This window comes from Providencia heimbachae ATCC 35613 (assembly GCF_001655055.1).
GTDB classification, from domain to species: domain Bacteria; phylum Pseudomonadota; class Gammaproteobacteria; order Enterobacterales; family Enterobacteriaceae; genus Providencia; species Providencia heimbachae.
In genome coordinates this window covers 54,749-81,732 of record NZ_LXEW01000038.1, presented here as the reverse complement: position 1 = coordinate 81,732, position 26,984 = coordinate 54,749, and the positions used below count along the sequence as shown (strand labels likewise).

Genomic DNA, 26,984 nt, shown 5'->3' with positions numbered 1-26,984 from the left:
TGAATCCTTATTTTTAAATTAATCCGCCACCAAGGGCAGAGAACAAATTAATTTCATTCTTCTGTTGTTCAATTTCTAATAATAATAAATTTTGTTTTTCTGTGAATAAATCTCTTTGAGCTTCAAGTACATCGAGGTAACTTATCCCACCATAATGGTAACTGGTTTGTTTTTGAGTCAAAATATTATTTAAAGTATTCACATAATTTTTTTGCGATAAAAGTTGTTTCTCTAAACTTGATTTTATCGTTAATGTATCTTTCACTTCTTTAAATGCGACCTGAATACTTTTTTCGTAATTAACAATGGCTTTATTTTTTCTAATATTTGCCAACTCTAAATTTTTACTATTTTTGCCACCGGTAAAAATAGGTAATGTAATTTTTGGCAAAAAATTCCAAACACCATTTGATGAATCAAATAGCCCAGATAAAGAATCATTACTACTCGCTATACCCGTATTAAAAGAAATAGAAGGAAAGAATGCCGCTCTTGCTACACCAATATTGGCATTTTCTGCAATAATATTTTGCTCTGCGGCCATGACATCAGGACGTTTAAGTAAAACCCCTGATGGAATATTGTATGGAACAGTTATAGGTACATAGCTTGATGCTTGGAAATTTATTTTATCTGTATAATCATTAGTCAAAAAATCGACTAAATTTTTATTTCTCGTAATTTCGCTTCTTATCTTTTCAATTTGTATATCTACAGACTGCACTTGGCCTTTGGCCTGTTCTAAATCTGAAAGATTCGCTTTACCTGCCACAATTTTTTGCATAACGATGGATTGGCTATTAAGATAATTTGCTTTAGTTTCTTCAGCGATCGACAGCAATTGCTGATTATAAATAACATCAAGATAAGCTTCTGCGACTGTTTTTATTGTGATTATTTGTGTCGCACGGTTCATTTCTTGAGAAGCTAAGAACTTAGCTTTATCCGCTTCGGATAAATTCTTTATACGACCAAAAAAATCCAGTTCATAACTAATATCAACACCAGAGCTATACTTTTTTTCTAATGAAGAGTCGCTATTGAAACCTCGACTATAGTCTCCCCCCATTGATGCCATAATTTGCGGGTATTTTTCAGATGCTGTTATACCAAAGCGTACTCTAGCCTCTTCCACCTCTAAGGCGGTTAGATATAAGTCATTGTTTTTATTCAGTGCAAGCTGAATTGTTTTTTGTAATTGGGGTTCAACAATAAACGCTTGCCAGCTTGGAATGGATAATTCGCTAGGCTTACCTTGCACCAACGAAGTAGGATCGTTTTCGACATGATTAGGTACTTTTAAGCCTGAGCGTTGATATTCAGGGGCAAGGGAAACACATCCACTGAGATATAACGAACCAGCTACCAATACAATTTTTGGTAATAATTTTTTAGGAAAATACATGGTATAGCCATGCCTCAATGTTTATTTGTATTTTTAGCTATAGTAAAAAATAGATGCTGATAGATTCATGACATGAAAATGACAAATTTGTCATTTTACATTTCGATGTTTCAGTGCTTAGAATGGTATTGGTCAAGATATTATCTGCATAGCATTGAGGCGACTGTGAAATTACTTATTGTTGAAGATGAACAAAAAACCAGAGAATATTTATCTAAAGGTTTAACCGAATCTGGTTTTATTGTTGATGCAATTGAAAATGGGATCTCGGGTCTTCATTTAGCATCTACAGAAGAATATGATTTAATTATTCTTGATGTAATGCTGCCTGATATCAACGGCTGGGATATTGCAAAAAATCTACGTACTTTAGGAAAAAATACGCCAATCTTGATGTTAACTGCATTAGGGAATGTAGAACATCGTGTTAAAGGACTAGAATTAGGTGCGGATGATTATTTAGTCAAACCTTTCGATTTTTCAGAATTATTGGCTCGCGTGAGAACATTATTACGCCGTGGTAATAATAATATTCAGAAAACACAATTTACCATTGCAGATTTACATGTCGATTTAATTAAACGACGGGTCTCTCGCTCAAATGAAAAAATAACCTTAACCAGTAAAGAGTTTTCATTATTAGAGTTTTTTATATTACATCAAGGCGAAGTATTGTCTCGTTCGCTCATTGCATCAAAAGTTTGGGATATGAATTTTGATAGTGACACTAACGTCATTGATGTTGCAGTAAAAAGACTCAGATCAAAAATCGATCTGAACTATGAACCAAAATTGATCCATACAATCAGAGGGATGGGTTATTTACTTGAGATCCCACAAGATGAGTAAATTATTTAAATCACCAATATCTATTTCTACCCGTCTCATTTTTTTGATCAGCATAGCTCTATCTCTTGCCTTATTATTATTCAGTTGGATCATGATCAATTCCGTTGTTTTACATTTTAAACAACAAGATGAATACACTCTGAATCAAATGAATTTAACCATCAGCGGGTTATTAAGTGAAAACACTCATCCTAAAAATGAGCATTTAAATCGTATAAAAACAATTGTTAGCGAACATCAAGATATTATTGTTTATCTTGATGATAATGAGGGTAATGTATTAGCCTCACCTAATGCCGATAGTGATATTATTCAACGACTAAAAGAATATAATCCAGCAAAAAATAATACTGAACAATATTTGGAGAACTACCGATTATCAGAGTCTTATATCGATGTTAATTTTGATAGCACCCCAAAGCAATACCGATTGGTTACTGCTCTATCCCTTAATTTTCATCATGACTATCTCAATTCTCTAATTAATAGCTTAATCATTAGCGCAATTGTACTGTGCTTATTCACTATTTTTGTAGTCTATATATTAGTTATAAACGGCTTAAAACCATTAAAAGATGTGAGTGATAAAATTAAAACTGTTACATCTGAGAATCTCAGTATTCGCTTAGACCCTGAGACGGTGCCAAATGAACTAAAGCAATTAACTATTTCATTTAATCAAATGTTAGTTAAAATTGAAGATGTTTTTGTTCGGCAAACTAATTTCTCTGCCGATATTGCCCATGAAATGCGAACGCCTATTACCAACTTAATGACAGAAACGCAGATATCATTAAATAAAAATCGCACGAAAGAAGAGTTAGTAGAAGTTCTCTACTCAAATTTAGAAGAATACAATCGACTTTCTCGTATGATTTCGGATATGCTTTTTTTAGCACAAGCTGACGATAATATGCTTATTCCCGAAAAGAAACTGATCAATATCAAAACTGAAATAGAATTAATTTTCGATTATTTTGAATTTTTAGCTGAAGATAATGAGATAAAACTTAAGTTGATCGGTGAGGCTCAGCTTATATTCGCGGATAAGGATATGTTGAGAAGGGCAATAACGAATTTGCTCTCTAACGCAATTCGTTATACTCCTAAAGGAGACTCGATTAGTATTAATATTTCAAATCTAAAAAATGGAATTGAAATTATTATTAGTAATCCAGGTCAAAAAATCCCAGAGGCGCATTTACCTAAAATCTTTGACCGTTTTTATCGAGTTGATCAATCCAGACAACGTAAAAATGAAGGCAGTGGTATTGGCTTAGCCATCGTAAAATCAATTATTTTAGCGCACAAGGGGTCAATTAAAGTAACTTCGGATAGTTATTCCACCCGATTTACTTTATTTATACCTAATACCATATAAAAGTTATAAAATTTAGTTTTTATCATAATAGTGGTAAATGGCAATTTTGTCATTTACCTGTCAGCATTATGACAGAAGTAAAACCTTATTATAGCCACAACGAAATTCATTTCATTCAATAAGGATTTACCATGAAACAGATTATTTTTGCACTGAGTCTATCTCTTTTCACATTTAACATTGCTCAGGCACAAACTGATATTAATATGCACACCAATGCTGCAACTGCATTAATGTTTACTGAAAACAATACTTCAGTATCAAACCAAAAAGCAATTAAAGGCCATTTAAATCAAGCCGGTATTAGAGTAGATAGCAATATTGCTCAAGGTGAAAAATTTAATGATTTAGACAGCCATGCTCAAACAGCAATTTCACTCAGTTTTTCAGAAAATAACACCTCTCCTATGATGGATAAAATGATAAAAAAACATCAACAACAATCATCAAACTTCAAGAATAGCCCATCAGAAACGGCTAAAACATTTGCTGATATGAATGAACATGAGAAAGCCATAGTGATGTTATCTTTGCGTAATAATAGCGCATCAGAAACAATTCAACGCGAGATAGCTGACCACTTAAAACAAATGAACTAATTACCCTCTAAGCCATATTAGTTATTTATTAATAATATGGCTTTTTATTTAACCCTACACTAATGGACAAGTAAAGCCAAAATCCATAATAGAAATAAATATATAATCAAAAAACATAAATAAACTATATTATTAACTTTCACACCTCCATCCATAAATTTAATTACGTGATTACCTTAATCGCTTATTGATTATTACCTCTGATAAATTACACTCTCCATGCAGTTAATTAAATCCAAGCTAACCAGAGGTATTTATATGAAAAAAGTATCTATTATATTTTTAACTTTATTATTCCCACTATTAGCATCTGCAAATAATATTAAAAGCTCATCTCTACATCAACAAGCCAAATTAATATCAAGCCAAATCTCCATTGATTATTTTAAAAATAATGGCGGTAATGGTGGTAATGGCGGACACGGGGGTAGTGGCGGTAACAGTAATGACGGAGGTAACGGGGGGAATGGTGGAAACGGCGGTAATGGTGGTAATGGTAATTAAATTGTCTCATTAATTTTATTCCCCCTCCCTCATAAGAGGGGGAATGGAGAAACATATGATTTATAAAATTATATTATTATTTAGTGCATTACTTTTTATTATCGCGACTGCATCAAGTAACTCAATGCCCTTAATACAAAATTCACTAACCTGCCCTTCCTTAAATAACTCATCAAGCATAATTGAAATACCCATTAAAAAGCTATGCATCCAAATGAACAGTAAAAAATTTCATGCTCAAAGTCATAATGCGAATAACGGAAGCAATGGCAATAATGGTCAAAACGGCCAAAATTCTGGCAGTGGTCATGGCGGTTCTGGCGGTGAAGGTCAAAATGGTGGAAATGGCGGTAATGGGGGAGTAAACGGTAACGGTAGTAATGGTGGAAACGCTTCTCCAGGGAGTAATGGGAATGGTGGCAATGGAGGAAGTGGTGGTATCAACGGAGGTAACGGTGGCCATGGCGGTAATGGAGATGGGCGTGGGAATGGCGGTAATGGCGGCAGTGGTTCAGCGAATGGAAACGGTGGAAATGGCGGTAATGGGGGGCAAAACGGAGGGAATGGAGGCGATGGAGGGGATGGTTCCGGTAATGGGAATGGTGGCAATGGTGGCAATTCAAGCTCAACAGGGGGTCAAGGAGGAAAAGGCGGTCGAGGCGGTTCTAATGGAGGGCAAAATGGTTCTAACGGGATCAGCTCAACCTAAATAAAAATAATCAGTGATGTCGTAATATGGATCATTTTTTTTAGGCTTCCTCGTTCAAATAAAAACGGAAGCCTAAGCTTCCGTTTTTATTTATATTTTCGATTATTGCTTAGGTGCAAGCTTCATTAGAAACTCACGTAATTTTGCAAAATCAGAAGGTAAAAAGTGTGACAACAAGGGTAACTCTGCACGCTCTGCAAGCTCTTTTGGTAACGGTAGCTCTTTATTTAAGATAGCCTCGACACTCTCTTTAAACTTAGCTGGGTGCGCGGTGCCTAAGAATAAGCCATACTCGCCATCTTGCAGCTGGTCACGTAGTACTCGATAAGCAACGGCTGCATGCGGCTCTGATAAATAACCTTTTTTATCAAGTTCACGTACCGTTTCTTTTGTTACTTCATCATTCACCGTGCCGTAACCTAATTCTTTTAATGACCATCCCTTACGACGGAATAATTCTTCAATACGTGGCCAGTTATTGGGTTGGCTAACATCCATTGCATTCGACAGTGTTGCTACCGTTTGATGCGGTTTCCATTGGCCATCAACTAAATAACGAGGAACCGTATTATTCACATTGGTTGCAGCAATAAAGCGCTTAACGGGCAGCCCCATTGATTTGGCTAATAATCCTGCCGTTAAATCACCAAAGTTACCACTTGGAACAGAAATCACCAACTGTGAACGTTTCTCTTCAGGAATTTGGGCAACTGCTTCAAAGTAATAACAAATTTGCGCCAATAAACGGCTAATGTTGATAGAGTTAGCTGAATTTAAATACAGCGCTTTTTTGAGCTCTTCATCATCAAATGATTGCTTTACCAGTGCCTGACATGCATCAAAGTCATCTTTGATTGCAACGGTGTGAATATTTTCACCTAATGTACAAAATAGTTTTTCTTGTAGTGGGCTAATTTTCCCTTCTGGATACAAGATAACAACTTGCACGTTATTCAAACGATAAAAAGCATGAGCAACCGCCGCGCCAGTATCCCCTGAAGTTGCCGTTAAAATGGTAACAGGCAACCCCTCTGCAACTTGCCCCAGCGCCTGCGCCATAAAGCGCCCACCAAAGTCTTTAAATGCTAACGTTGGGCCGTGATAAAGTTCCAATGTTGCAATATCATCTTCCACTTTTGCGATAGGTGCAGGAAAAGCAAAAGCTGTTTTAACCCTTGCGGCTAATTCATCTTGAGGTATTTCCTCACCAATAAATGCACTTAAAATACGGCTACTGCGCGTGACAAAATCTAATTTTAATAATTCGTTTATTTCGTCCGCACTAAATTCAGGTAAGTCTTGTGGAAAAAACAGACCTTGCTGCTTACCAAGTCCTTGTTTTACTGCTTGCGCGAAGCTGACTTGTTCATTGTTATCTTTTAAATTATACAGTTTCATCGTTTACCCTATTATCCTTGCCCCTGCGAGATCCAAACGGCAGATATGCACAAAGCCTTCATTATTCTGAATGTAATGTTGTTGCAAATAGTCTGCCATTTTTTCTGCGATAACTTTATCATCGCAAATAGCAAATAGTGTTGGCCCTGAGCCTGAAATACCACAAGCCAATGCCCCGATTTCTTTCGCATTTTGGCGTGCTTCAGCGAAGCCCGGTAGCAATTGAGTACGGTAAGGTTCAGCAACGACATCTTGGATCATCGTCGCTGCAAGCAATGGTTGGTTAGTATGACATGCATGAATAAAGCCCGATAAATAGCGCCCATGGTTGACAATATCATGGCGTGGATAACTATTTGGTAAGATCGCTCTCGCCTCTGCTGTTGAGACTTTTATTCCTGGGTATGCCATCACCCAATACCAATTTTCGAAGGCCGGCACTGGCTGAGAAATAATACTATTTTGCTCGATAATTAGTTGCAAACCACCTAAATAACAAGGTGCTACATTATCATAATGCACACTACCTGAAATTCTCCCCTCTAATTCCCCCATCATGCCTAATAGTTGGGTTTGATCAAAAGGCTTATCAGCAAATTCATTCAGAGCCATCAATGCCGCCACAACAGAACAAGCACTTGAGCCGAGTCCTGAACCAATTGGCATATTTTTTTCGAGGGTCATCGCAACATTGAGCTGTTTGCCAAGGCGTTCACAAAATAATTGCCAGCACTGATAAACAATATTGTGTTCATTTTTTTTAGGCAGCTTCGAAACGAATGTTCCCTTATTTGTCAGAGAAAAGGTCTCCGCAGCCTCAACGGTGACACAATCACCTAATAATGAGCCATCTGCTGGCGATACAGCCGCACCAAGCACATCAAACCCGACGCTAACATTACCAATTGAAGCGGGTGCATAAACTTTAATCACTTCTTAAACTCCCAATTTCCATGACAGGGTACGTAACATATCTGCAAATACACCAGCAGCAGTAACATCATTACCAGCACCGTAACCTCTTAGTACTAAAGGAATTGGTTGATAATATCGCGTATAGAAAGCCAGTGCGTTTTCGCCATTTTTCACCTTGAAGAGCGGATCATTACCATCAACAGCAACCATTTTAACTTGGCAACGGCCTTCTTCAATCAGACCCACATAGCGTAACACTTTTTCTTCTGCTTCTGCCGCTTTTATACGCTGAGCAAATTGCTCATCAAGTTGTGGTAAGCGCGCCATAAACTCAATCACACTTCCAGAACTATCGAAATCAGCAGGTAAAACAGGTTCTATTTCAATATCGTTAAGTTCTAATTCATAGCCTGCTTCACGAGCAAGGATCAACAATTTACGTGCAACATCCATACCGGATAAATCATCACGTGGGTCTGGCTCAGTAAAGCCTTTTTCTTTCGCAAGGGTTGTTGCCGCGGATAACGACATACCTTCATCAAGTTTACCAAAGATAAAGGACAGTGAACCGGAAAGGATCCCGCTAAAGTGAGCCAGTTCATCCCCTGCATTAAGTAAATTTTGCAGATTTTCAATAACCGGCAACCCCGCACCAACGTTAGTATCATAGAGGAATTTACGTTTAGATTTCTCTGTCGCGACACGCAGTTGATGGTAATAGTCCATCGATAATGTATTGGCTTTTTTGTTCGGTGTTACAACGTTAAAACCATCGTTCAAGAAATTCACATACTGTTCAGCAATTTCTTGGTTCGAAGTACAGTCAACAATCACAGGATTTAAAAAGTGATATTCACGCTCTAATCGAATCAAGCGACTTAAACTAAAAGGCTCTTTAGCTTGAGCTAATTCTTCTTTCCAATTCGCCAGATCAATACCCTGCATATTGGTCAACATTGCCCTTGAGTTTGCGATACCGCAAACACGCAAGTCGATATGCTTTTGTTTCAACCATTGTTGCTGGCGACGGATTTGTTCAATCAATGCATTACCCACACCACCGATGCCCACAATAAAGGCTTCAATGATTTGTTCCGCATTGAATAGCATCTGATGACATAAACGGACTGCGGCAGTCGCTGATTCATTGGCAATAACCGCTGAAATAGAGCGCTCTGACGAGCCCTGAGCAATGGCAACGATATTAATGTTGCCACGAGTCAATGCCGAGAAGAAACGCGCTGAGATGCCTTTCAGTGTACGCATACCATCACCAACAACAGAAATGATAGCGAGCTGCTCCATAATATCGAGCGGCTCTAATACGCCATCTTTAAGTTCCAAATAGAACTCTTCTTCAAGTGCAGCACGAGCACGTTGCAGTTCCCCCTGTGGCACACAAAAACTAATGCTATATTCAGAAGAGGACTGAGTGATCAGAACGACCGAAATTCCTTTACGCGACATCACAGAGAAAATGCGGGCAGCCATTCCCACCATCCCTTTCATACCAGGGCCTGATACGTTGATCATCGCCATATCATTTAAGTTAGTAATCCCTTTGACTGGCGTGCTGTCATCCGTTTGGCCATTACCTATTAATGTGCCTGGCGCACTTGGGTTGGTTGTATTTTTAATTAGACAAGGAATTTGAAATTGCGCAATTGGCGCGATAGTGCGAGGGTGGAGAACTTTGGCACCAAAATACGAAAGCTCCATCGCTTCTCGATAGGACATACCTTTCAGTAACCTTGCATCCGGTACTAGGCGTGGGTCACAAGTATAAACGCCATCCACATCGGTCCAAATTTCACAACAATCGGCACGTAAACAAGCCGCTAAAACAGCAGCCGAATAATCGGATCCATTACGCCCTAAGACGACAAGCTCTCCTTTATTATTGCCCGCCGTGAAGCCAGCCATCAAAATAAAGTGATCTTTAGGGATATTTAATTCAGCAATGCGCTTTGTGGATTCATTGATATCAACGGTGGATTCAAGATAATGCCCATTGGCAAGCAAGCTTTCAACCGGGTTAATTACCGTGACCTTGTGACCACGAGCCTTTAATACTGACTCCATAATGGCAATCGATAATTTTTCACCCCGACAGATTATCGATGCATTGATGCTATCAGGACATTGGCCGAGAAGAGTAATACCATGCAGTACTTGTTTAATTTGCGCGAATTCTTGTTCAGTCAGTTTCTTTAGTTTTTCATAATCAAAACCGGGTTGTTGCTCTTTTAGTCCCTTTAAAAGATTTGCAAAAATCATTTCGGCATCATTCACATGCGTGATGACATCTTGACCTGCAACTGTTTTTTCAATCATAGCAACCAGATGGTTAGTGATTTTTGCCGGTGCTGATAACACCAGAGCCACTTGTCCATCCGCTAACTTGCTCTCCGCGATGTCAGCAACATTGAGTACCCGTTGGTCATTTGCAACCGAAGTACCGCCAAATTTAAGCACACGCATGGTATTTCTCTCCTGAATTAGCGCCAAAAAAAAACCCACATCTTGTTGGATGCGGGCTTTTTCGTTTTTATTTTTTGGATGCGTCAGCCCGCCCCGTTTCCTGTGGTTACGGTGGTGGTAATAATAATCGTTGTCAGGCTGATATTACGCATAGATTCTGTCTGTCTCTTGATTCATTAGCTTTCTCCTTATACGGTTAAAGCAATTGACCAAAAATGTCAAATTTTTTTGCTCAAGATCACATAAAAAAGCATCTATTTTCAATGTGAAATCTTCTAGTTAAAAAAGAAATACCCCCACAAATAGTGAGATTGAAATCGCACAGTAGATTTAATCGCTACATAATTCAAAATAATTAGGAATATATTTTTTTAGATATTTATTTGTTTTTATGGTTATAAAATAAGCAAACATAATTTTTATTCATTTTTGCTCCCTTTTTATTCTAAAAGCAAAAATGCGAAAAATCATTCAATAAGCAAGCTAAAAATATAACTTAGGGTAACCAATTCCCTTTTTTAGCCGCCGAGTCAATTTACTTATCTAATCTATCTCTAAGATTATATCTTATGTGGATATTGCACTATCTCGATAAATATTTTTGAGCGGCACAAACGTCATTATGTAAATAAAATGTAATTAAAAAGAAAAAACAGAAATAAAATATCCAAATGAACACACTTATAACGATAAAAAATCGCCCCAACTTAATTCATTAGTATCTTGGGTTGATAACAGTAAAATCATGCACCCATTGATACCGCTTGTTATAACCATTCAGAATAAGAGCCAAGTCACAAATCCGATATAATTTATAATGGTATATTTAGGTGGCTTATCGCTTAGTTGTTTATTTCCATACCAAAGCCAGCCCCTTCCTTGAACCTATCCGATATTTTTAGCCTCTATCTGATACCTAAATGCTCTGTTAATTTATATAATTCTCTACCTAACAATTTTTGTTAACGTGCTACAATTGATTTTGATATGTATCAACAAAAGTTAGTTTTTTAGGTGGTAAATGCAGTATTAGCTGTTATATTGCTGTTAACAGCCCAATATTGGGAAAGTGCTTATATTTTGGTTCATTTTTTGAATCTTTTGCCCAAAGAGGCAACATAAAGTCACTGTTAAATTTAATGGACAAATTTATACTCATAAACCTGTTTTTTCAGAGAAAAATATCAATAACCACCTAACTGAAAACGGCTTGTGAGTTCAGTATTTTTATTTTAATACTTTAGGTAGCAACTATGCAGACCCCACACATTTTGATTGTTGAAGATGAGATTGTCACACGCAATACGCTGAAAAGTATCTTTGAAGCGGAAGGCTATGTGGTTCATGAAGCCACTGATGGTGAAGAGATGAATAATGTTCTGTCCGAACATGACATCAACCTTGTCATCATGGATATTAACTTACCCGGTAAAAATGGTCTTCTGCTTGCACGTGAATTACGTGAGCAAGAGAGTATTGCACTGATGTTTTTGACTGGCCGTGATAATGAAGTTGATAAAATTCTTGGCCTTGAAATTGGTGCTGATGACTACATCACTAAACCGTTTAATCCACGTGAACTGACGATCCGTGCTCGCAACCTGCTGTCTCGCACGATGAATCTGGCGGGTGGAACGGAAGAACGTCGTTTAGTCGAAAGCTATAAATTTAATGGCTGGGAACTCGATATTAATAGCCGTTCATTGGTTAGCCCAACAGGTGAGCATTATAAGTTACCGCGCAGCGAATTCCGTGCGATGTTACATTTCTGCGAAAACCCAGGTAAAATTCAGACTCGCGCTGACTTGCTGAAAAAAATGACTGGCCGTGAATTAAAACCTCACGACAGAACGGTTGACGTAACTATTCGTCGTATCCGTAAGCATTTTGAATCAACACCTGATACACCTGAAATTATCGCCACTATCCATGGTGAAGGTTATCGTTTTTGTGGTGATTTAGACGAGTAAATAACTGCGCCAGTATTGAAAACCGCAATCTTAAGATTGCGGTTTTTTTTTATGTTTCATTTGAACAAAAAATCGCAGCAAAACCCACCGCTATCATTTTTTAGCGGTAGGTTTTACTTTGTTAACTTATATCATGCTTACCACGGCATAATCGGCACGGCGCTGATGGCATTTTTTGGAGAGCCGTCGATCATTTTGTCCGAATAGGTTAAATAAATTAGCGTATTGCGTTTTGGGTCATAAAAACGGACAACTTGGAGCTTTTTAAAGACTAAAGAGGTTCTTTTTTGAAAAACTACTTGGCCTTTTTTCGGATTACGTTTAGCACGTTCGCTTAACTCAATGTGCCCGACTTGTTGGCATGAAATAGCCGCATCCGAAGTGTCTTCCGCTAAACCTAAACCCCCTTTGATCCCCCCTGTTTTAGAACGGCTCAAATAACAGGTCACGTTTTCAACATCCGGATCATCAAATGCTTCCACGACGATTTTATGGTCAGGTCCAAATATTTTAAATACGGTATCCACTGAGCCGATTTCTTCTGCAAATACAGTACTGATCGGTATTACCGACAAAAAGGAGGCGAGGACAATATTTTTTAATGTCATTTTTTTTAACGTGGAAAAACGCATGTAGGATTTCCTTTTATGCTTAAACGCGCAGTGTCCCTAACTGTTAGTACCTATACCTCATCATATTTCAAGTTACAGCATACCTCGTTACCCGAATCATATCGTTTAACTCTGCTAATCGGCTATCTTCGCTTGGTGCCTACTTGTAACGCTAAATGAGTTTGTATATATAACAATTAAAAACGCAACCATTATCTTTTGTAACAAAATTTCAAATACAACTCATTTACTATAAACGAAAAAGGTAACTTGATATAGAATAGCTACTCATTGATAACCCGTATTTGTTCTATCAGTCGCATTGGCTAGGGATATACATGGATCAAACTAATATTATTCGCGATCTTCTTCGTTGGATAGATGATAACCTTGATAAGCCACTATCACTCGATAATGTCGCCGCTAAAGCAGGTTACTCTAAGTGGCATTTACAAAGAATGTTCAAAGACGTTACCTCGCAAGCGATTGGTGCTTATATTCGAGCCAGAAGACTTTCTCGTGCCGCAGTTGCACTTCGCTTAACTAGCCGCCCGATTCTTGATATTGCGTTGCAATACCGCTTTGACTCGCAACAAACGTTTACCCGTGCGTTTAAGAAACAATTTAACCTAACGCCGGCTTTTTATCGTCGTAGTGAAGAGTGGTGCGCTACGGGTATTTGTCCACCGATTATTTTAGATAATCATAAGCATGTGGATCATGAATTTATCCAAATGCCAGAACAACCGCTAGTTGGCTTAGAGCAAAGTTGCTCATATGCATTGGAAGAATGGTCAACCGCTTGCTCTGCGATGCGTCAGTCATTCTGGCATTACTATTTAGATCACACCACACAGGTAGCCTCGGAAGTTTTTGGTTTGCATCATGCGATCCATAATGCAGAAAAAGAAGACGAGCAAACTGTTTTTTATACCACCGCAGTTAGACCGGAAGATGCGAGCTTTAATACGACGCAATACAGCCATGTCACCATTCCCGCTGGTGAGTATGTGAAATTTAGCTTTAGTGGTGAAGCAACGCGAGACGCTTTACAAGAATTTTTGTATCAAATATATGGGGTTTATTTGCCTAAGCTGAATTTAACACGTCGGCCTGGCTATGATATTGAACACTATAAAATCAAAGATATTGATCCGAAAGAAGCTCGTAATGACGACCCTAAAGCGCATATCAACGCATTTGACTACTATGTTCCTATAAAAACAGGTGTTCCTATAAAAACAGATATGTCAGTAAAAGCTCGACGCTAATAATCGGGAGTTTCAAAGATGTTGAAGCTCCCTATTTTTCGCCTCACTATTGCTGCTCATCTAATGCGGGCTGGGTTAAATGAGTCACTTCCCCTGCCGTTTCAACAATCCATCCACTCGCCAGCCAAGGGCTGTTCTGATAATCCACTCGAGAAAGAGAACAATTACGCAGGCGTAGACGTCGTTCAGAATAAGCAGGAACCCCAAGAATTCGGCTCACAAGTGTGCTTAGCGCAATCCCATGACTCACTAGAAGTGGGCGACTACCTTCGGGTAATTCACGACAAGAATTGAGCGCAGCAAACATACGAGAGTATAATTCTTCCATGGACTCTCCCTCAGGAATACGCCCACCCTGAGTGCCGTCGATCAAGCTTTTACGCCATTGTTCTTCTTCCAGCGTGAGGGATTCTATTTTTCGCTGTTCAAGAACACCCATATTTAGTTCACGTAAGCGCGGTTCTGTGATAATTTCACATCCGCACTCATCTGCAATAATTTGTGCAGTTTCACGTGTGCGACCCATATCACTAGTGATAATATGGGTAATACCTTCTGACTTAACTCTTTTGGCAACCTGCTGAGCTTGCAGTTTTCCAGTGGCTGTCAGAGGGCTATCAGATTGTCCCTGTATGCGACGAGCCACGTTCCATTCAGTTTCGCCATGGCGAACAAGATAAACCTGTAACATAGATGTGTTCCGTTATTACTTTTCGAAGTATGTGTTCAAAGGAAAATAATTAATGTACCAAGTTATAGCTGCAACGACTAATCCTGCCAAAATTAAAGCAATTCATCTTGCTTTCGATGCTGTTTTTGGGCCTGGCAGTTATCAAATTGAAGATATTAATGTTGATAGCAGCGTTCCACAACAACCTATCGGTAATAATGAAACCCGCACAGGTGCAAGACAACGTGTGATGGCATCAAGGCAAGTTCGCCCAGAAGCTGATTTTTGGGTCGGTATCGAAGCGGGTATTGAAGATGATATGACTTTTGCTTGGATTGTTATCGAGCACAAGCAAATACGCGGGGAATCTCGTTCTGCAAGTATTATGATCCCAGAGAAAATTCTGGCAGGTATCCGCGAAGGTCGTGAACTTGGTGATGAAATGGCGTTTCTGACCGGTATTGATAATATCAAACAGCAAGGCGGTGCTATTGGTTTCTTCACTGATGGCGTGTTAACACGCACGAGTGTTTACCAACAAGCCTTGATACTGGCCTTAGTTCCTATTAAGCACGAAATTTATAAAGAGCTAAACCAGATAGAAGATTAATTATACTCAAAATAATTTAAATTGCATCTAGGGGCTCTATAATTAGGAGCCCTGTTTTTTGATTAAATAACAATATAATAGGAAATCAAAGTAATTTAGATTCTAACCACTCTTTAACCGGAATGGGCGCCGACTTCAAACTATTCGAACCCCGTGTTATCGTCGCTATTCCTACACCTAACTCATTTTTCAATTCCCTTTGGCTCATTTCCCCTCGCATTAACTCTTGCACTATCCTTACACGAGTCGCCAGTGCGGTACGCTCATCAGGTGTCAGTAATAACTGAAGAACCGAATGCTGGATATTTTGCTCAAATGCCAACTGCAACAGGTTCACAAAACGTTGCCAGTCATCGTTTTCATCGGCAGTTAATGCCGGGTCATGTTGGTTATCCGCAGTCATCATTTTGTCCATCCATACTATTTAACTAGTACAAATAATAACACATCGTTCCAATAAATCACCAATAAATGAAACTATTCAACTTTCACTCATATTCTCTAAAATAGGCCATCTCGGGTCACATAATTCGATATGAGCCCCGAGTCGGCAATTTCAGCGAATATGAAATATTGTGAAGGTTAATATTTCATATTCCACTCATTATCATTCAAGACTGTTGCGCCTTTCTGTCCCATAAAGTGTTGATAGAACAAGTCATATGACAAAACATTTTTCACATAACCACGAGTCTCAGAGAACGGAATACTTTCGACAAAGGCTATCGCATCAATACGCCCTGCACTATTGCCTAACCAACGATTAACCCTAGAAGGACCGGCATTATAAGCCGCACTCGCTAAGATACGATTATTACCAAACTGTTGATAAACATCATCAAGATACGCAGTTCCTATCTCAATGTTTTTAGTTGGATTGGTTAGCTGGCTCACATTCACGTAATCGCTGATACCTTGCTTTTGCGCTGTATGCTTCGCCGTCGCAGGCATTAATTGCATTAGTCCCGTTGCGCCAACAGGAGAACGCGCTTGTGGATTCCAAGCACTTTCTTGACGTGCAATTGCCATCGCATAGCTTTTTTGGATAGCTTTATTTTTAGTGTATTGATTAAATTCTTTATCCCATGCTAACGGGAAACGCTCTTCTAAGTGATCCCACAATTTCGCAGTAATAGTGGCTTGAACACTCAAGTCGGCCCATTTATTGTCGAATGCATAACGGGCTAATTGCTCTTGTTGATTTGCTGGTAATGATGCGACTAAGCTTACCCACTCTGAACGTGCGAGGTTATCCATTTCCCAATACATCAATTCACGTACACGCTGTACTTGTGCCAATTTAGCCACGCTATCATCGGGTTTAACCGCACTTTGAACATTCACTGGGTAACTAATATTCAGCTTTTGTGCTGCCGCCATCGGGTAAAAGCCACGTTTTTCTGTGAGCTGACGTAAAATGGTTTCCCCTTCGGCTTTTTTACCTTCATTAAGCAAAGTAATGGCTTGCCAATATTGCCATTCTTCTTTATTTTTAGCTTCAGCAGGCAATTGTTTAAGCCATGTTGCTACACCCGCTTTATCCCCTTGCCCTAATGCTAAACGGACACGACGTTCTTTGAGCGATGTGGAATTAGTTTCACGAATGGTTTCATCGCGCCACGTCGCCTGTTCCGGCGTTACATCCCCCATATATTGCCAAGCAATACTGTCTTTCATTTGCTGGCTTTCAGCCATATTCATTTTCTGTGCCGAGCTAATACCCCGTAATGCAGCGCGTGCCTCATCAGGTGATTGTCTTGCATAGCGGCTAAAGCCAGCAAGGGTTGCTTGGCGAGTAAAGTCAGTCGGAGTAACGGTTTTAGCAAAGGTGACCACTGATGCAGGATCGTTTTGTAGCTTAACTAAAGCATCACCGATAGTTTTATAATTTGCCGGTAAACGTTTTGCTAGGTAGGTTGCGACCGCGGTATTTCCTTCTTTTATCGCAAGGCTAATACGTTCAAGGATCATTTCAGAGGTCAAATAACCTGCTTTTTCCCATTCATTAAACAGTTTGTCACAAGCCGACGGCATCGAACGCCCGTTCAACCATGCTTTTTCTGCCCCTTGCCAAGCAATTTGTTTGTTACCTTCAGCCCAATTTGCAAAGTAAAAGTTGCATTGAGCCTCTGCCGGTTTTGGTGCTTCCGGACTAAATGCAAGCAGTGATTTCCATTCTTGGCGACGCGCTAATTCATTCACAAAACGTGTTTTTAAATTTTTTGCGACCGGTAAGGTTGGGTAGGTATTAATAAATTCTTGAACTTGACTCGGAGAGACAATATCAAGGTCTTGCGTCAATTCACGATAAGCCAAATAAGGATACAATGGATATTCATATAAAGTGGGCATTAAACGCTCCACTTCATCCATTTTTTTAGCATCCCAAGCGACTTTAATCGCTTGGTAGCGCTCACGCTGCGCCTGCAAAGAATCTGCCCATACTGTGCTGGATACCAGCATCATCGTCACTGGAACTGCCGCCAACCAACGTTTCATATCCACTCGCTCCATGCCAAATTTAGTCAGAACCCTAACGAAATATATATTAATGATGTTAATGCTACCGAAAGTTTTCAATGAGCAACAGCGGAGATTTCTTGAATTAACCGAGTTTACAGTCTTTTACGAAAGAGTGATGATTTGAAGCGATTAACGAGCGTAGCCAACAATGCTGCGGCTCGAAGTATGACCATTTACCTAAGCAATCAGTGCGCAAAGATTGCCTTTACAACAGGCCTTGTACCTTGGGCTGCTTGCCATAATTCATACTGGGCTTGCATATTAACCCACATTTCTGCACTCGTCCCTAGCGCAATTTCAAGCCTTAATGCCATATCCGCTGAAATTCCACTATTTCCATTCAAAATTCGAGATAAAGTAGCTCGAGTCACACCCAATGCTTTTGCTGCGTCAGTGACAGAAATACCATCTAAATATTCGCGTAATACTAAACCTGGATGCTCTGGATTATGCATTTTGCTCATCATCTTCCTCTCAATGATAATCTTGGTAGTCGACGAGAATGACATTCTCACCCTCAAATTTAAACGTTAACCGCCAATTTCCATTTACGGATATTGACCAATGATTTTGTAAATCAGCACCCTTTAATTGATGTAACTTCCAACTCGGCGCAGACATGTCGTTAGGTTTTTTAGCCGTATTCAGCGCCGTTAACTGTATCCGTAGTTTAGTTATATGCTTTACTTGAATACCCGATGTTATTCCCGTTTTAAAAAACCGCTCTATTCCTTTGTGCTTAAAACTTTTTATCACGGCAAACTCCCTGTATAGCGTATAGCATCACTATACGAAAAGCAGTTCATAAAGTAAACACGTGACTGAGATTAACGAGCGTAGCCAACAACGCTGCGGCTCGAAGTATGCGACATCCTCCCCGTTATAATTCGTGTTGCAGCTAGGCGGCAAGTAGAGTTAATCCTTAGGAGCATACACAAGTATGTGACTGAGGTTAACGAGCGTAGCCAACAACGCTGCGGCTCGGAGTATACGACATCCTCCCTGTTATAATTCGTGTTGCAGCTAGGCGGCAAGTAGAGTTAATCCTTAGGAGCATACACAAGTATGTGACTGAGGTTAACGAGCGTAGCCAACAACGCTGCGGCTCGGAGTATGCGACATCCTCCCCGTTATAATTCGTGTTGCAGCTAGGCGGCAAGAGAGTTAATCCTTAGGAGCATACACAAGTATGTGACTGAGGTTAACGAGCGTAGCCAACAACGCTGCGGCTCGAAGTATGATGGGGAGGGATGGATGATCCACACATGTTAAGGTATAGTTCTACCAAACAATTTATTGCTGTTTATCAAATGCTTTTCGACGCATTAATGCTTAAGCATTATAAACAAATAAAAACTTCAAAATTCCCTTTATAAAACAAAAGGTAAAATAAATTGGCTCAATACGTCTACTCTATGTATCGGGTTGGAAAAATTGTTCCACCGAAACGTCATATTTTAAAAAATATCTCTTTAAGCTTCTTTCCTGGCGCAAAGATCGGTGTTTTAGGTCTTAACGGAGCAGGTAAATCAACCCTACTGCGCATTATGGCGGGTATTGATACTGACATTGAGGGGGAAGCTCGTCCTCAACCAGGTATTAAAATTGGTTATCTGCCTCAAGAACCTAAGCTGAATCTTGAACATACCGTGCGTGAAGCGGTAGAAGAAGCGGTTAGTGAAGTTAAAAATGCATTGACTCGCTTGGATGAAGTTTATGCTGCTTATGCCGAACCTGATGCTGACTTTGATAAATTAGCTAAAGAGCAAGGTATCCTTGAAGGGATTATTTCGGCACAAGATGGTCATAACCTTGATAATCAACTAGAGCGGGCAGCTGACGCGCTACGCCTCCCACCTTGGGATGCAAAAGTTGAAAATTTATCGGGTGGTGAGCGCCGCCGTGTGGCCATTTGCCGTCTGTTGCTTGAAAAACCGGACATGCTGCTGCTCGATGAACCAACTAACCACTTGGATGCTGAATCCGTTGCTTGGTTAGAGCGTTTCTTACATGACTATGAAGGAACTGTCGTGGCGATTACCCATGACCGCTATTTCCTTGATAACGTAGCAGGCTGGATCCTTGAACTTGACCGTGGTGAAGGTATTCCATGGGAAGGTAACTACTCTTCTTGGTTGGAACAAAAAGATGAACGTCTCGCGCAAGAAGCATCAAGCGAAGCGGCTCGTCGTAAATCTATCGAAAAAGAGCTCGAGTGGATCCGTCAGAATCCAAAAGGTCGTCAATCGAAAGGTAAAGCGCGTTTGGCTCGCTTTGAAGAGCTTAATAACGTTGAGTACCAAAAACGTAACGAAACCAGCGAACTGTTCATTCCACCGGGACCTCGCTTAGGTGATAAAGTCATCGAAATCGAAAACTTGAGCAAATCCTACGGCGACCGCGTACTGATCGATAACCTGAGTTTCTCAGTTCCCAAAGGGGCTATCGTCGGTATTATCGGCCCTAACGGTGCAGGTAAATCGACGCTATTCCGCATGATTTCAGGCCAAGAGCAACCCGATTCAGGTTCTATCTCTTTAGGTGATACTGTTAAAATTGCCTCTGTCGATCAGTTCCGTGATTCCATGGATGATAGCAAGACTGTCTGGGAAGAAATTTCTAACGGTCAAGATATTATGCGTATCGGTAACTTTGAGATCCCGAGCCGTTCATACGTTGGCCGCTTTAACTTTAAAGGTATTGACCAAGGTAAACGCGTTGGCGAGCTATCTGGTGGTGAACGTGGACGTTTGCATTTAGCAAAACTGCTGCAAGTTGGCGGTAACGTACTGCTTCTCGATGAACCAACCAACGACCTTGATATCGAAACTTTGCGAGCGCTTGAGAACGCCTTGTTAGAGTTCCCGGGCTGTGCCATGGTTATTTCCCATGACCGTTGGTTCCTTGACCGTATTGCAACACATATCATTGATTATCAAGATGAAGGTAATATTACGTTCTTCGAAGGTAACTTCTCTGAATATGAAGATTATAAAAAACGCACTTTAGGCGCTGAAGCACTTCAGCCGCACAGAATCAAATATAAAAGAATGGTTAAGTAGCTTATTTTTTAATCAACAACAACGGCATCTGAATAAATTTCGATGCCGTTTTTTTTATTGAAAATATTTAGGTTTTAATCATCCAACATTAATAATTGCTGAACTAATGATACGCATGTTAAAAACCGAGAATCGTAGTCTGGGGATTTAACACGAACAAATTCAATATTATTTTTTTCAAGCATTTCTATCAGTAATGTTTGAAATGCTTGGCGGTCTTTATCACTGCCTAAACTGCGTAACCCATCTGCGACCCACGGCGTATTATTTTCTAATACAATCACTAAGTCGAAGCGATACTCATCAATCAGAGCCTGAACAAAAGGATGCTCTTTACCTTCATAGCGTAAACAAAATGCTTGAGTGGTGACAAAGTCCGTATCAATGAAGGCAACTTTATTGGCATATTTAACTGAAAAATCAATATATTGAGCGTGACCTAGTGCAATTTTATCATAATCAGAATATTGCAATGCCATCTCATTACCGCCTAAATGGCTGAACACATAATCGCGACCATATTCCCACGCACTGGTGGTATTAAAAATATTGGCAAGCTTGTTAACTAAGGTGGATTTACCACTTGATTCACCACCTAAAACCGCCACTTTACGCACAAAAAATGGCTTAACTTCCGTTGGGATATAATCCCAATAACGAAATGGCGCCTGGCGGATCTGGTTACCACTGATATTCATAAAACTGCGTTCAGGGTCAATTAATACCGTTTCTATTCCAAGGTGTTTTTTGTAGCGTTGTACATCGTTGGGTTCACCAGAATAAATAAAGCTTGGGCTAATATTGTGCTTTTTTAAGAATCCTTTCATGCCATCGCTCCACACTTCCCAACCATGCGGATAGGGTTCGATGCCTTGCTCATCAAAGGAGTGAATATGTATATTTTTCTGATACTTAAAGGTTTGCAGTAACCAACGTAGTCGATCGCTAACGGTCGGTTGTTGTGACATAGAACTGTGGACGAATAAATCTTTATCGCGAGGTTCGTCATGGCACAAGATTATATGTAACTCGTCCACTTGGCTGCAAGCACGTTGAATAAGGTATATATGCCCTGTATGCAAAGGGTAGAATTTTCCGAAAACGACCCCAATATTTTTTTGTTTATTGGGATATTCGAGTCTCAAAAAACGATGTAATGCATCAATTTTTTGCGCACTCGGACTTTTTATTTTGTTATTTATCAATTGGCTGAGGTAGCCTTTGGTCATCTCTGTCGCATCTGCAACTTGCTGTAGCGTATAGCCAGCGCGCTTGATTGCGTTTTTTAGATAGTCAAACTCAGCCATTTATTTTTCCTTAAATTCTAAATAATTCAGCAATACTCTAAATAATTCACGTTGTGGCTAGGCGGCAAATGAGCAAGAGCTTAGGAGCGTAGATAACTACGTGACTAGGGCTTGCGAGTGTAGCCAACACCGCCACAGCATGAATTATGACGAGTATTTAGAGATCATCTAATATGCTCAACGCATCCGCTAACTTTTTTACACCATACACTTTCATGTCAGTCGGTAACTTTTTAGGCATATTTGCATGTGGCACAATTGCGCGTTTAAACCCGTGTTTTGCCGCTTCGGATATACGCTCTTGCCCACTCGGTACAGGACGAATTTCCCCGGCTAGCCCAACTTCACCAAATACCACTAAATCTCTAGGTAATGGGCGATCGCGAAAGCTTGAAACTAACGATAATAATAAAGCAAGGTCAGCACTGGTTTCGGTGACTTTTACGCCCCCAACGACATTGACGAAAACGTCTTGGTCGGACATTTGTAAACCACCGTGACGATGCAGTACGGCTAATAAAATCGCTAAACGGTTCTGCTCAAGCCCTACCGCAACTCGGCGCGGATTGGACATCATCGAGTGATCAACCAAGGCTTGGATTTCCACCAGCAACGGTCTTGTACCTTCCCACACCACCATGACTGAACTACCCGAGGTAACTTCATCACCACGGCTTAAGAAAATGGCTGATGGATTGCTCACTTCCTTTAGCCCTTGCTCGGTCATGGCAAAAACCCCCAGTTCATTCACTGCACCAAAACGGTTTTTGTGACTGCGTAAGGTGCGAAAACGGTTATCTGCATCACCATCAAGCATAATCGAACAGTCAATACAGTGCTCGAGCACTTTTGGGCCAGCTAATGAGCCATCTTTGGTGACGTGGCCCACCATAATAATGGCGACACCCCGGGTTTTGGCAAAGCGAGTCAAATACGCGGCAGTTTCTCTTACTTGTGCCACACTGCCCGGCGAAGACTGAATATCCGCCATATGCATGACCTGAATGGAATCAATCACCATCAGTTTAGGTTGTTCTTGCTCTGCGGTTAGGCAAATTTGCTCAATACTGGTTTCCGACAACATATTGACAGAATCCGTCGGCAACCCTAAGCGATGTGCTCGCATAGCAACTTGTTGCAGTGACTCTTCCCCGGTGACGTACAGAGTTTTCATCTCACGAGATAACAAGCAGATGGTTTGCAATAATAGGGTACTTTTCCCTGCGCCGGGGCTTCCTCCAATCAAAATGGCACTACCCGGCACCACACCACCGCCAAGTACCCGATCAAATTCTTTAAAACCCGTTGTGAAGCGAGGCAATTCATCAAGGCTGATATCCGACAATTTTTGAACTTTGCTGATACCTGCTGAATTTCCGGCATACCCCGTCAAACGATCAGTACGAGATGATGAACTACTGGCAGCAAGGCGCACTTCCGTAATGGTATTCCATGCCTGACAAGCGCTACATTGCCCCTGCCAACGCGGATAGTCCGCCCCGCAGTCATTACACACAAACGCCCTTTTTGCACCTTTAGCCACAGCAACTCCTCGAGAAACCATCTATGTTCGGATATGTTTTTTCTTAAAACTTTAATTATTTTAATGGGTTTTATTTAATAATTAATGCCCGTAATACTCTAAATAATTTGCGTTGTGGCAAGGCGGCGAACGAGGATATCTCGGGGAGCATACACAAGTATGTGACCCGAGTAGTCGAGCGAAGCCAACACCGCCACAGCGCGAATTATGACGAGTATTACCGTTCTTCGTGTTTGAGACCACCACTAAGCACACACAACACCCCCATAAGGTCTGCATGCCGGATTGCCACCTTCGCCCTTGCATACACCTTCGGCTTCGCATGATAGGCAATCCCGAGCCCTGCCTTACGTAGCATTTTCAGGTCATTAGCACCATCGCCAATCGCGACTGTTTGCTCCATCGGAATTTCCAAACGTTCGGCTAATTTAACTAATACTTGGGCTTTATATTTTGCATCAACGATAGGGCCTTTTACCTTGCCTGTCAGCTTGCCATTTTTAATTTCGAGTTGGTTAGCAACGGCATCAACCAGTTTAAGTCGTTGACGCAGATTATCAGCAAAAAAGGTAAAGCCACCCGATGCGATAGCGATATGCCAATCCATCGCCTGTAATTTACGGACTAGGCTGGTGAGCCCCGGCATAAGCGGCAATGTTTCCATCACTTGGTCGAGAATTGACGCATCAGCGCCTTGTAATAAACCCACGCGCGCTTTTAAGCTTTCAGCAAAATCAAGCTCACCGAGCATCGCACGCTCGGTGACTTCAGCCACTTGTTCGCCGACACCAGCAAGACGAGCAATTTCATCAATACACTCAATTTGAATCGCAGTGGAGTCCATATCCATCAGTAAAATACCGGGAGAACGTAAACGAGGTATTTTACCTAACGGCACCACGTCCAATAGGCATTCATCGGCGAGTTTTTTAATTCTTGGCGTAATGCTGCCCGCAATTCTCACAACTTGGTAATCATCTATGCGCCAAGAAGAGACAATAACAATGGCAATTCCTAGTCGCTGCTGAAAATCACTGATACGTGCCTTATCTAAACCGCGACCATACAGTAACCATCCACTGTCACCTGCACGATAATCCAAAGGCATCACTTCTTCCCCACTCAGTGATAACGGCAAACCCGGCCATTTCTGAATTTCATCGGGTAAATAACAATAGGTCAAACTCGTTGACATGAAAATTAGCTCCTGTAATCGACAAATTTTTCTTATAATCTTTACATTAAATAATTCGAGTTGTGAGTAGCTGAATAAGCCTACTACACTTACAATGAACCGCCCGCATAACGCCATAAACATATTAAGAGCTCGAAAACCCAATGAAACACACATTCAAGCTACACAAAACAGTCATTATTGTTATCTGCGTTGCATTGGTAACCTTACTTATGCATGGTGTTTCATACTTGGGTTACAGCCAAAACCAAAGCCGAGTCGATCAATTCAAACAATTAACCCATGTTTTAGCTGAGCAGGTTGCTTTCAGCTTATCCGATTATATTGTTCCCGGCAGCAAAGATTTTAATTTAGAGCGAATTAATGCCAATTTAAATAACGTGGCGAAAGATAAATATATTCTTGATGCCAGCATTTACACTGCGAGCGGCACACTTATTTCTCAAGTTGGCGAACCAACATCCGTCAAAGAAAGGTTAGCCATTGAAGGGGATTCCGCCCTACAAAACTTCCAATATCAGCTTGTTGTGCCGATTCAAGGGGATAAAGAGCCAAAAGGCTACTTACGCCTAACCATCGACACTGAATTACTGACAAGCGAAATTCAGCAAGCAGATAATAATACTAACGTATTACGTATTTTTATTTTATTGGCTTTATGTATCGGGTTTGTCTTAGCCAATACCTTGTTCCGCCTAAAGAAAAAGAAAGGCAAAAATATTCCATTACCTTTAGTTGTCAATAATGACGATAACGAAGAGGAAGTAGAAGAGACTGAAACACTCAAGACTGGCGATAAAAAAGAGGCACCAAAAAGAACGCCACATTTACGACGTAAGAAGGATCCAAAACCTTATCGGCCGAAGAGGCCAAGTCAGAAACCTAAACCGACTAAGCCACCTTCACGTGATGATTAATTAGAGCTAGTTGTTAATTAAATTGCCGTGGTATCAAAAGTAATAGGGGCAACAAATTCCACTTTTCCGTCAATCAGTAGTGTTTCTGGTGGAACAGGGAATGGGGCTGCTCGTGCAATCGTCGCCAGTGCTTCTTTATCCAAAATTTTAGTACCTGATGAGGTAACTAAACTGGCATTAACGACAACGCCTTTGTTATCGACAACCACTTTAACTTGCGAAACCCCAGTAGACCGAAAACGCAAAGCCGCTCTTGGATAGCGTTTCGCTTTAGATAATCGCTGATGAACTTCGCTGTGCCAACCTTGTTGACCACTTACTGCCGCCGAAGCATTACTCGAAAAATTGGCACTATTATTGGATGCGCTACCTGAAGCAGGAACCGATGTGACAGCCGATTCTTGCGTTGCAACAACCGCATCTTCAATGATCTTTTTTTCTTGTGGAAGTTTCTTTTTCAGTGGCTGTTTTTTCTCACTAACCTTAGTCAGCGTTCCATTATCCACAATCGCAGTTTGTGGCAATTTATCTATCTTTTCAACAACTTCAGGCAATGACTCTTCCCGTGTCACTCTTTGTTGCTTAGGGGCATGATTTACCTCAGGCTCAGCATGCTGCTCCAGTTGATAAACGCCTAATTGCAACGAAATAGCGGGTGGCAATACCCCAGTTTTGGGTATTGTCGACGTGAACCATCCAATGAAAATCACCGCCAGTGTTCCGTGAAAAAGAATGCTTAAAAACAAACCGCCTAGAGGGCGGAAAACCGGGCGCTCTAGCTTGCCCGCTATACTGCTCATATTTTTGCCTCACGACTTTATTTTTTGTAGATTATAGGCATAATACAAACAAAAATGATATTCATTATTATTAGTATATCGATAATTACAAGAATATATTACTCAACATAAATTAAATCTAAAGAAGATAAAATTAAATTATATCAATTAGATATAAAACTAAAACACCTATTATTTATAAGGTATATACCCAAAATAATTCAAGGTGCATGTAGGCGGTAAACAAAGATAGCGCAGGGAGCATACTCAAGTATGTGGCCTGAG

At 40.4% G+C, this 26,984-nt stretch carries 25 protein-coding genes and 1 other annotated feature; of the genes, 10 read left to right on the top strand and 15 right to left on the bottom strand.

From position 1 onward, the window contains the following. Positions 1-13 precede the first annotated feature (13 nt). Entirely contained in the window at positions 14-1,405 is a 1,392-nt protein-coding gene (locus tag M998_RS13765) for an efflux transporter outer membrane subunit (protein ID WP_068909382.1), read from the bottom strand. Positions 1,406-1,570: 165 nt separating this feature from the next. Between M998_RS13765 and M998_RS13760 the strand changes: the two genes are divergently transcribed. From M998_RS13760 to M998_RS13740, 5 genes are all read left to right on the top strand, one after another. Then, positions 1,571-2,254 carry a heavy metal response regulator transcription factor gene (locus tag M998_RS13760; RefSeq protein WP_068439176.1) on the top strand — a complete coding sequence of 228 codons (684 nt, stop codon included), beginning with the start codon at positions 1,571-1,573 and terminating at the stop codon, positions 2,252-2,254. After that, positions 2,247-3,635, top strand: a complete 1,389-nt coding sequence (locus M998_RS13755) for a Cu(+)/Ag(+) sensor histidine kinase (RefSeq protein ID WP_068909380.1) — start codon at positions 2,247-2,249, stop codon at positions 3,633-3,635. The genes M998_RS13760 and M998_RS13755 overlap by 8 nt, the downstream gene beginning before the upstream one ends. A 131-nt stretch (positions 3,636-3,766) precedes the next feature. Next, complete coding sequence (locus M998_RS13750) at positions 3,767-4,234, top strand: PcoE/SilE family metal-binding protein (protein WP_068439172.1); 468 nt, start codon at positions 3,767-3,769, stop codon at positions 4,232-4,234. 258 nt (positions 4,235-4,492) lie between these two features. After that, positions 4,493-4,738, top strand: coding sequence for a hypothetical protein (locus tag M998_RS13745; RefSeq protein ID WP_068439170.1), 246 nt, complete (start codon positions 4,493-4,495; stop codon positions 4,736-4,738). A 55-nt stretch (positions 4,739-4,793) separates the two neighbouring features. Beyond that, complete coding sequence (locus tag M998_RS13740; protein WP_197467540.1) at positions 4,794-5,447, top strand: hypothetical protein; 654 nt, start codon at positions 4,794-4,796, stop codon at positions 5,445-5,447. Between the two features lie 102 nt (positions 5,448-5,549). On the opposite strand, the gene thrC is transcribed toward M998_RS13740, so the two are convergent. The 4 genes from thrC to thrL all read right to left on the bottom strand — a co-directional run bounded on the left by thrC (position 5,550) and on the right by thrL (position 10,393). Next, a complete protein-coding gene (thrC, locus tag M998_RS13735) occupies positions 5,550-6,845 on the bottom strand; it encodes a threonine synthase (RefSeq protein WP_068909378.1) in 1,296 nt (431 codons plus the stop codon). Positions 6,846-6,848: 3 nt separating this feature from the next. After that, a complete protein-coding gene (thrB, locus tag M998_RS13730; protein WP_068909377.1) occupies positions 6,849-7,778 on the bottom strand; it encodes a homoserine kinase in 930 nt (309 codons plus the stop codon). A 3-nt stretch (positions 7,779-7,781) separates the two neighbouring features. After that, on the bottom strand, positions 7,782-10,241 hold the full coding sequence (gene thrA, locus M998_RS13725) for a bifunctional aspartate kinase/homoserine dehydrogenase I (protein ID WP_068909375.1): 2,460 nt from the start codon (positions 10,239-10,241) through the stop codon (positions 7,782-7,784). A 24-nt stretch (positions 10,242-10,265) separates the two neighbouring features. Further along, positions 10,266-10,386, bottom strand: a sequence feature (Thr leader region). Continuing rightward, positions 10,325-10,393, bottom strand: a complete 69-nt coding sequence (gene thrL / locus M998_RS20175) for a thr operon leader peptide (protein ID WP_071599685.1) — start codon at positions 10,391-10,393, stop codon at positions 10,325-10,327. Its footprint overlaps the feature before it by 62 nt. A 1,101-nt stretch (positions 10,394-11,494) precedes the next feature. Between thrL and arcA the strand changes: the two genes are divergently transcribed. Then, positions 11,495-12,211 (top strand): two-component system response regulator ArcA, encoded by a 717-nt coding sequence (gene arcA, locus M998_RS13720; RefSeq protein WP_068439161.1) that lies wholly within the window; start codon positions 11,495-11,497, stop codon positions 12,209-12,211. Between the two features lie 137 nt (positions 12,212-12,348). On the opposite strand, the gene creA is transcribed toward arcA, so the two are convergent. Next, a complete protein-coding gene (gene creA, locus M998_RS13715) occupies positions 12,349-12,843 on the bottom strand; it encodes a protein CreA (RefSeq protein WP_073889967.1) in 495 nt (164 codons plus the stop codon). Positions 12,844-13,160: 317 nt separating this feature from the next. Between creA and robA the strand changes: the two genes are divergently transcribed. Next, positions 13,161-14,093: an MDR efflux pump AcrAB transcriptional activator RobA gene (gene robA, locus M998_RS13710; protein WP_068909373.1), complete on the top strand. Its 933-nt coding sequence runs from the start codon at positions 13,161-13,163 to the stop codon at positions 14,091-14,093. Between the two features lie 46 nt (positions 14,094-14,139). Here robA and gpmB read toward each other — a convergent pair whose 3' ends face one another. Next, positions 14,140-14,784: a 2,3-diphosphoglycerate-dependent phosphoglycerate mutase GpmB gene (gene gpmB / locus M998_RS13705; protein WP_068439157.1), complete on the bottom strand. Its 645-nt coding sequence runs from the start codon at positions 14,782-14,784 to the stop codon at positions 14,140-14,142. Positions 14,785-14,836: 52 nt separating this feature from the next. Between gpmB and yjjX the strand changes: the two genes are divergently transcribed. Next, positions 14,837-15,373 (top strand): inosine/xanthosine triphosphatase, encoded by a 537-nt coding sequence (gene yjjX / locus M998_RS13700; protein WP_068439155.1) that lies wholly within the window; start codon positions 14,837-14,839, stop codon positions 15,371-15,373. 85 nt (positions 15,374-15,458) lie between these two features. On the opposite strand, the gene trpR is transcribed toward yjjX, so the two are convergent. The 4 genes from trpR to M998_RS13680 form a co-directional block, all read right to left on the bottom strand. Continuing rightward, positions 15,459-15,776, bottom strand: a complete 318-nt coding sequence (gene trpR, locus M998_RS13695; RefSeq protein WP_068439659.1) for a trp operon repressor — start codon at positions 15,774-15,776, stop codon at positions 15,459-15,461. Positions 15,777-15,955: 179 nt separating this feature from the next. Continuing rightward, the gene (sltY, locus tag M998_RS13690) at positions 15,956-17,872 is read right to left on the bottom strand and encodes a murein transglycosylase (protein WP_068909371.1); all 1,917 of its coding nucleotides are present in this window, start codon (positions 17,870-17,872) and stop codon (positions 15,956-15,958) included. 209 nt (positions 17,873-18,081) lie between these two features. Next, on the bottom strand, positions 18,082-18,360 hold the full coding sequence (locus M998_RS13685) for a HigA family addiction module antitoxin (RefSeq protein WP_068439151.1): 279 nt from the start codon (positions 18,358-18,360) through the stop codon (positions 18,082-18,084). A 10-nt stretch (positions 18,361-18,370) separates the two neighbouring features. Beyond that, positions 18,371-18,652 carry a type II toxin-antitoxin system RelE/ParE family toxin gene (locus M998_RS13680; protein ID WP_068909369.1) on the bottom strand — a complete coding sequence of 94 codons (282 nt, stop codon included), beginning with the start codon at positions 18,650-18,652 and terminating at the stop codon, positions 18,371-18,373. Positions 18,653-19,290: 638 nt separating this feature from the next. Between M998_RS13680 and ettA the strand changes: the two genes are divergently transcribed. Then, complete coding sequence (ettA, locus tag M998_RS13675) at positions 19,291-20,958, top strand: energy-dependent translational throttle protein EttA (protein ID WP_068909368.1); 1,668 nt, start codon at positions 19,291-19,293, stop codon at positions 20,956-20,958. A gap of 74 nt (positions 20,959-21,032) precedes the next feature. On the opposite strand, the gene nadR is transcribed toward ettA, so the two are convergent. The 3 genes from nadR to serB all read right to left on the bottom strand — a co-directional run bounded on the left by nadR (position 21,033) and on the right by serB (position 25,003). After that, positions 21,033-22,265, bottom strand: coding sequence for a multifunctional transcriptional regulator/nicotinamide-nucleotide adenylyltransferase/ribosylnicotinamide kinase NadR (nadR, locus tag M998_RS13670; RefSeq protein WP_068909366.1), 1,233 nt, complete (start codon positions 22,263-22,265; stop codon positions 21,033-21,035). Between the two features lie 157 nt (positions 22,266-22,422). Beyond that, positions 22,423-23,808 carry a DNA repair protein RadA gene (gene radA / locus M998_RS13665; protein WP_068439142.1) on the bottom strand — a complete coding sequence of 462 codons (1,386 nt, stop codon included), beginning with the start codon at positions 23,806-23,808 and terminating at the stop codon, positions 22,423-22,425. Between the two features lie 217 nt (positions 23,809-24,025). Next, positions 24,026-25,003, bottom strand: coding sequence for a phosphoserine phosphatase (gene serB / locus M998_RS13660; RefSeq protein ID WP_068439140.1), 978 nt, complete (start codon positions 25,001-25,003; stop codon positions 24,026-24,028). Between the two features lie 143 nt (positions 25,004-25,146). On the opposite strand from serB, the gene M998_RS13655 reads away from it, so the two are divergent. After that, positions 25,147-25,920 (top strand): AhpA/YtjB family protein, encoded by a 774-nt coding sequence (locus M998_RS13655; protein WP_068439137.1) that lies wholly within the window; start codon positions 25,147-25,149, stop codon positions 25,918-25,920. 17 nt (positions 25,921-25,937) lie between these two features. Here the strand turns inward: M998_RS13655 and M998_RS13650 are convergent, their stop codons facing one another. Beyond that, complete coding sequence (locus M998_RS13650) at positions 25,938-26,720, bottom strand: energy transducer TonB family protein (RefSeq protein WP_068439135.1); 783 nt, start codon at positions 26,718-26,720, stop codon at positions 25,938-25,940. Positions 26,721-26,984 lie beyond the last annotated feature (264 nt).

What these genes read in the sequence shown, in the direction of transcription:
- M998_RS13765 (WP_068909382.1), bottom strand. Translation starts at nt 1,405, where the DNA reads ATGTATTTTCCTAAAAAATTATTACCAAAAATTGTATTGGTAGCTGGT.
- gpmB (WP_068439157.1), bottom strand. Translation starts at nt 14,784, where the DNA reads ATGTTACAGGTTTATCTTGTTCGCCATGGCGAAACTGAATGGAACGTG.
- arcA (WP_068439161.1), top strand. Translation starts at nt 11,495, where the DNA reads ATGCAGACCCCACACATTTTGATTGTTGAAGATGAGATTGTCACACGC.
- yjjX (WP_068439155.1), top strand. Translation starts at nt 14,837, where the DNA reads ATGTACCAAGTTATAGCTGCAACGACTAATCCTGCCAAAATTAAAGCA.
- thrA (WP_068909375.1), bottom strand. Translation starts at nt 10,241, where the DNA reads ATGCGTGTGCTTAAATTTGGCGGTACTTCGGTTGCAAATGACCAACGG.
- sltY (WP_068909371.1), bottom strand. Translation starts at nt 17,872, where the DNA reads ATGAAACGTTGGTTGGCGGCAGTTCCAGTGACGATGATGCTGGTATCC.
- serB (WP_068439140.1), bottom strand. Translation starts at nt 25,003, where the DNA reads ATGTCAACGAGTTTGACCTATTGTTATTTACCCGATGAAATTCAGAAA.
- M998_RS13685 (WP_068439151.1), bottom strand. Translation starts at nt 18,360, where the DNA reads ATGAGCAAAATGCATAATCCAGAGCATCCAGGTTTAGTATTACGCGAA.
- M998_RS13755 (WP_068909380.1), top strand. Translation starts at nt 2,247, where the DNA reads ATGAGTAAATTATTTAAATCACCAATATCTATTTCTACCCGTCTCATT.
- creA (WP_073889967.1), bottom strand. Translation starts at nt 12,843, where the DNA reads ATGCGTTTTTCCACGTTAAAAAAAATGACATTAAAAAATATTGTCCTC.
- M998_RS13745 (WP_068439170.1), top strand. Translation starts at nt 4,493, where the DNA reads ATGAAAAAAGTATCTATTATATTTTTAACTTTATTATTCCCACTATTA.
- nadR (WP_068909366.1), bottom strand. Translation starts at nt 22,265, where the DNA reads ATGGCTGAGTTTGACTATCTAAAAAACGCAATCAAGCGCGCTGGCTAT.
- trpR (WP_068439659.1), bottom strand. Translation starts at nt 15,776, where the DNA reads ATGACTGCGGATAACCAACATGACCCGGCATTAACTGCCGATGAAAAC.
- thrC (WP_068909378.1), bottom strand. Translation starts at nt 6,845, where the DNA reads ATGAAACTGTATAATTTAAAAGATAACAATGAACAAGTCAGCTTCGCG.
- M998_RS13740 (WP_197467540.1), top strand. Translation starts at nt 4,794, where the DNA reads ATGATTTATAAAATTATATTATTATTTAGTGCATTACTTTTTATTATC.
- M998_RS13650 (WP_068439135.1), bottom strand. Translation starts at nt 26,720, where the DNA reads ATGAGCAGTATAGCGGGCAAGCTAGAGCGCCCGGTTTTCCGCCCTCTA.
- robA (WP_068909373.1), top strand. Translation starts at nt 13,161, where the DNA reads ATGGATCAAACTAATATTATTCGCGATCTTCTTCGTTGGATAGATGAT.
- M998_RS13750 (WP_068439172.1), top strand. Translation starts at nt 3,767, where the DNA reads ATGAAACAGATTATTTTTGCACTGAGTCTATCTCTTTTCACATTTAAC.
- M998_RS13655 (WP_068439137.1), top strand. Translation starts at nt 25,147, where the DNA reads ATGAAACACACATTCAAGCTACACAAAACAGTCATTATTGTTATCTGC.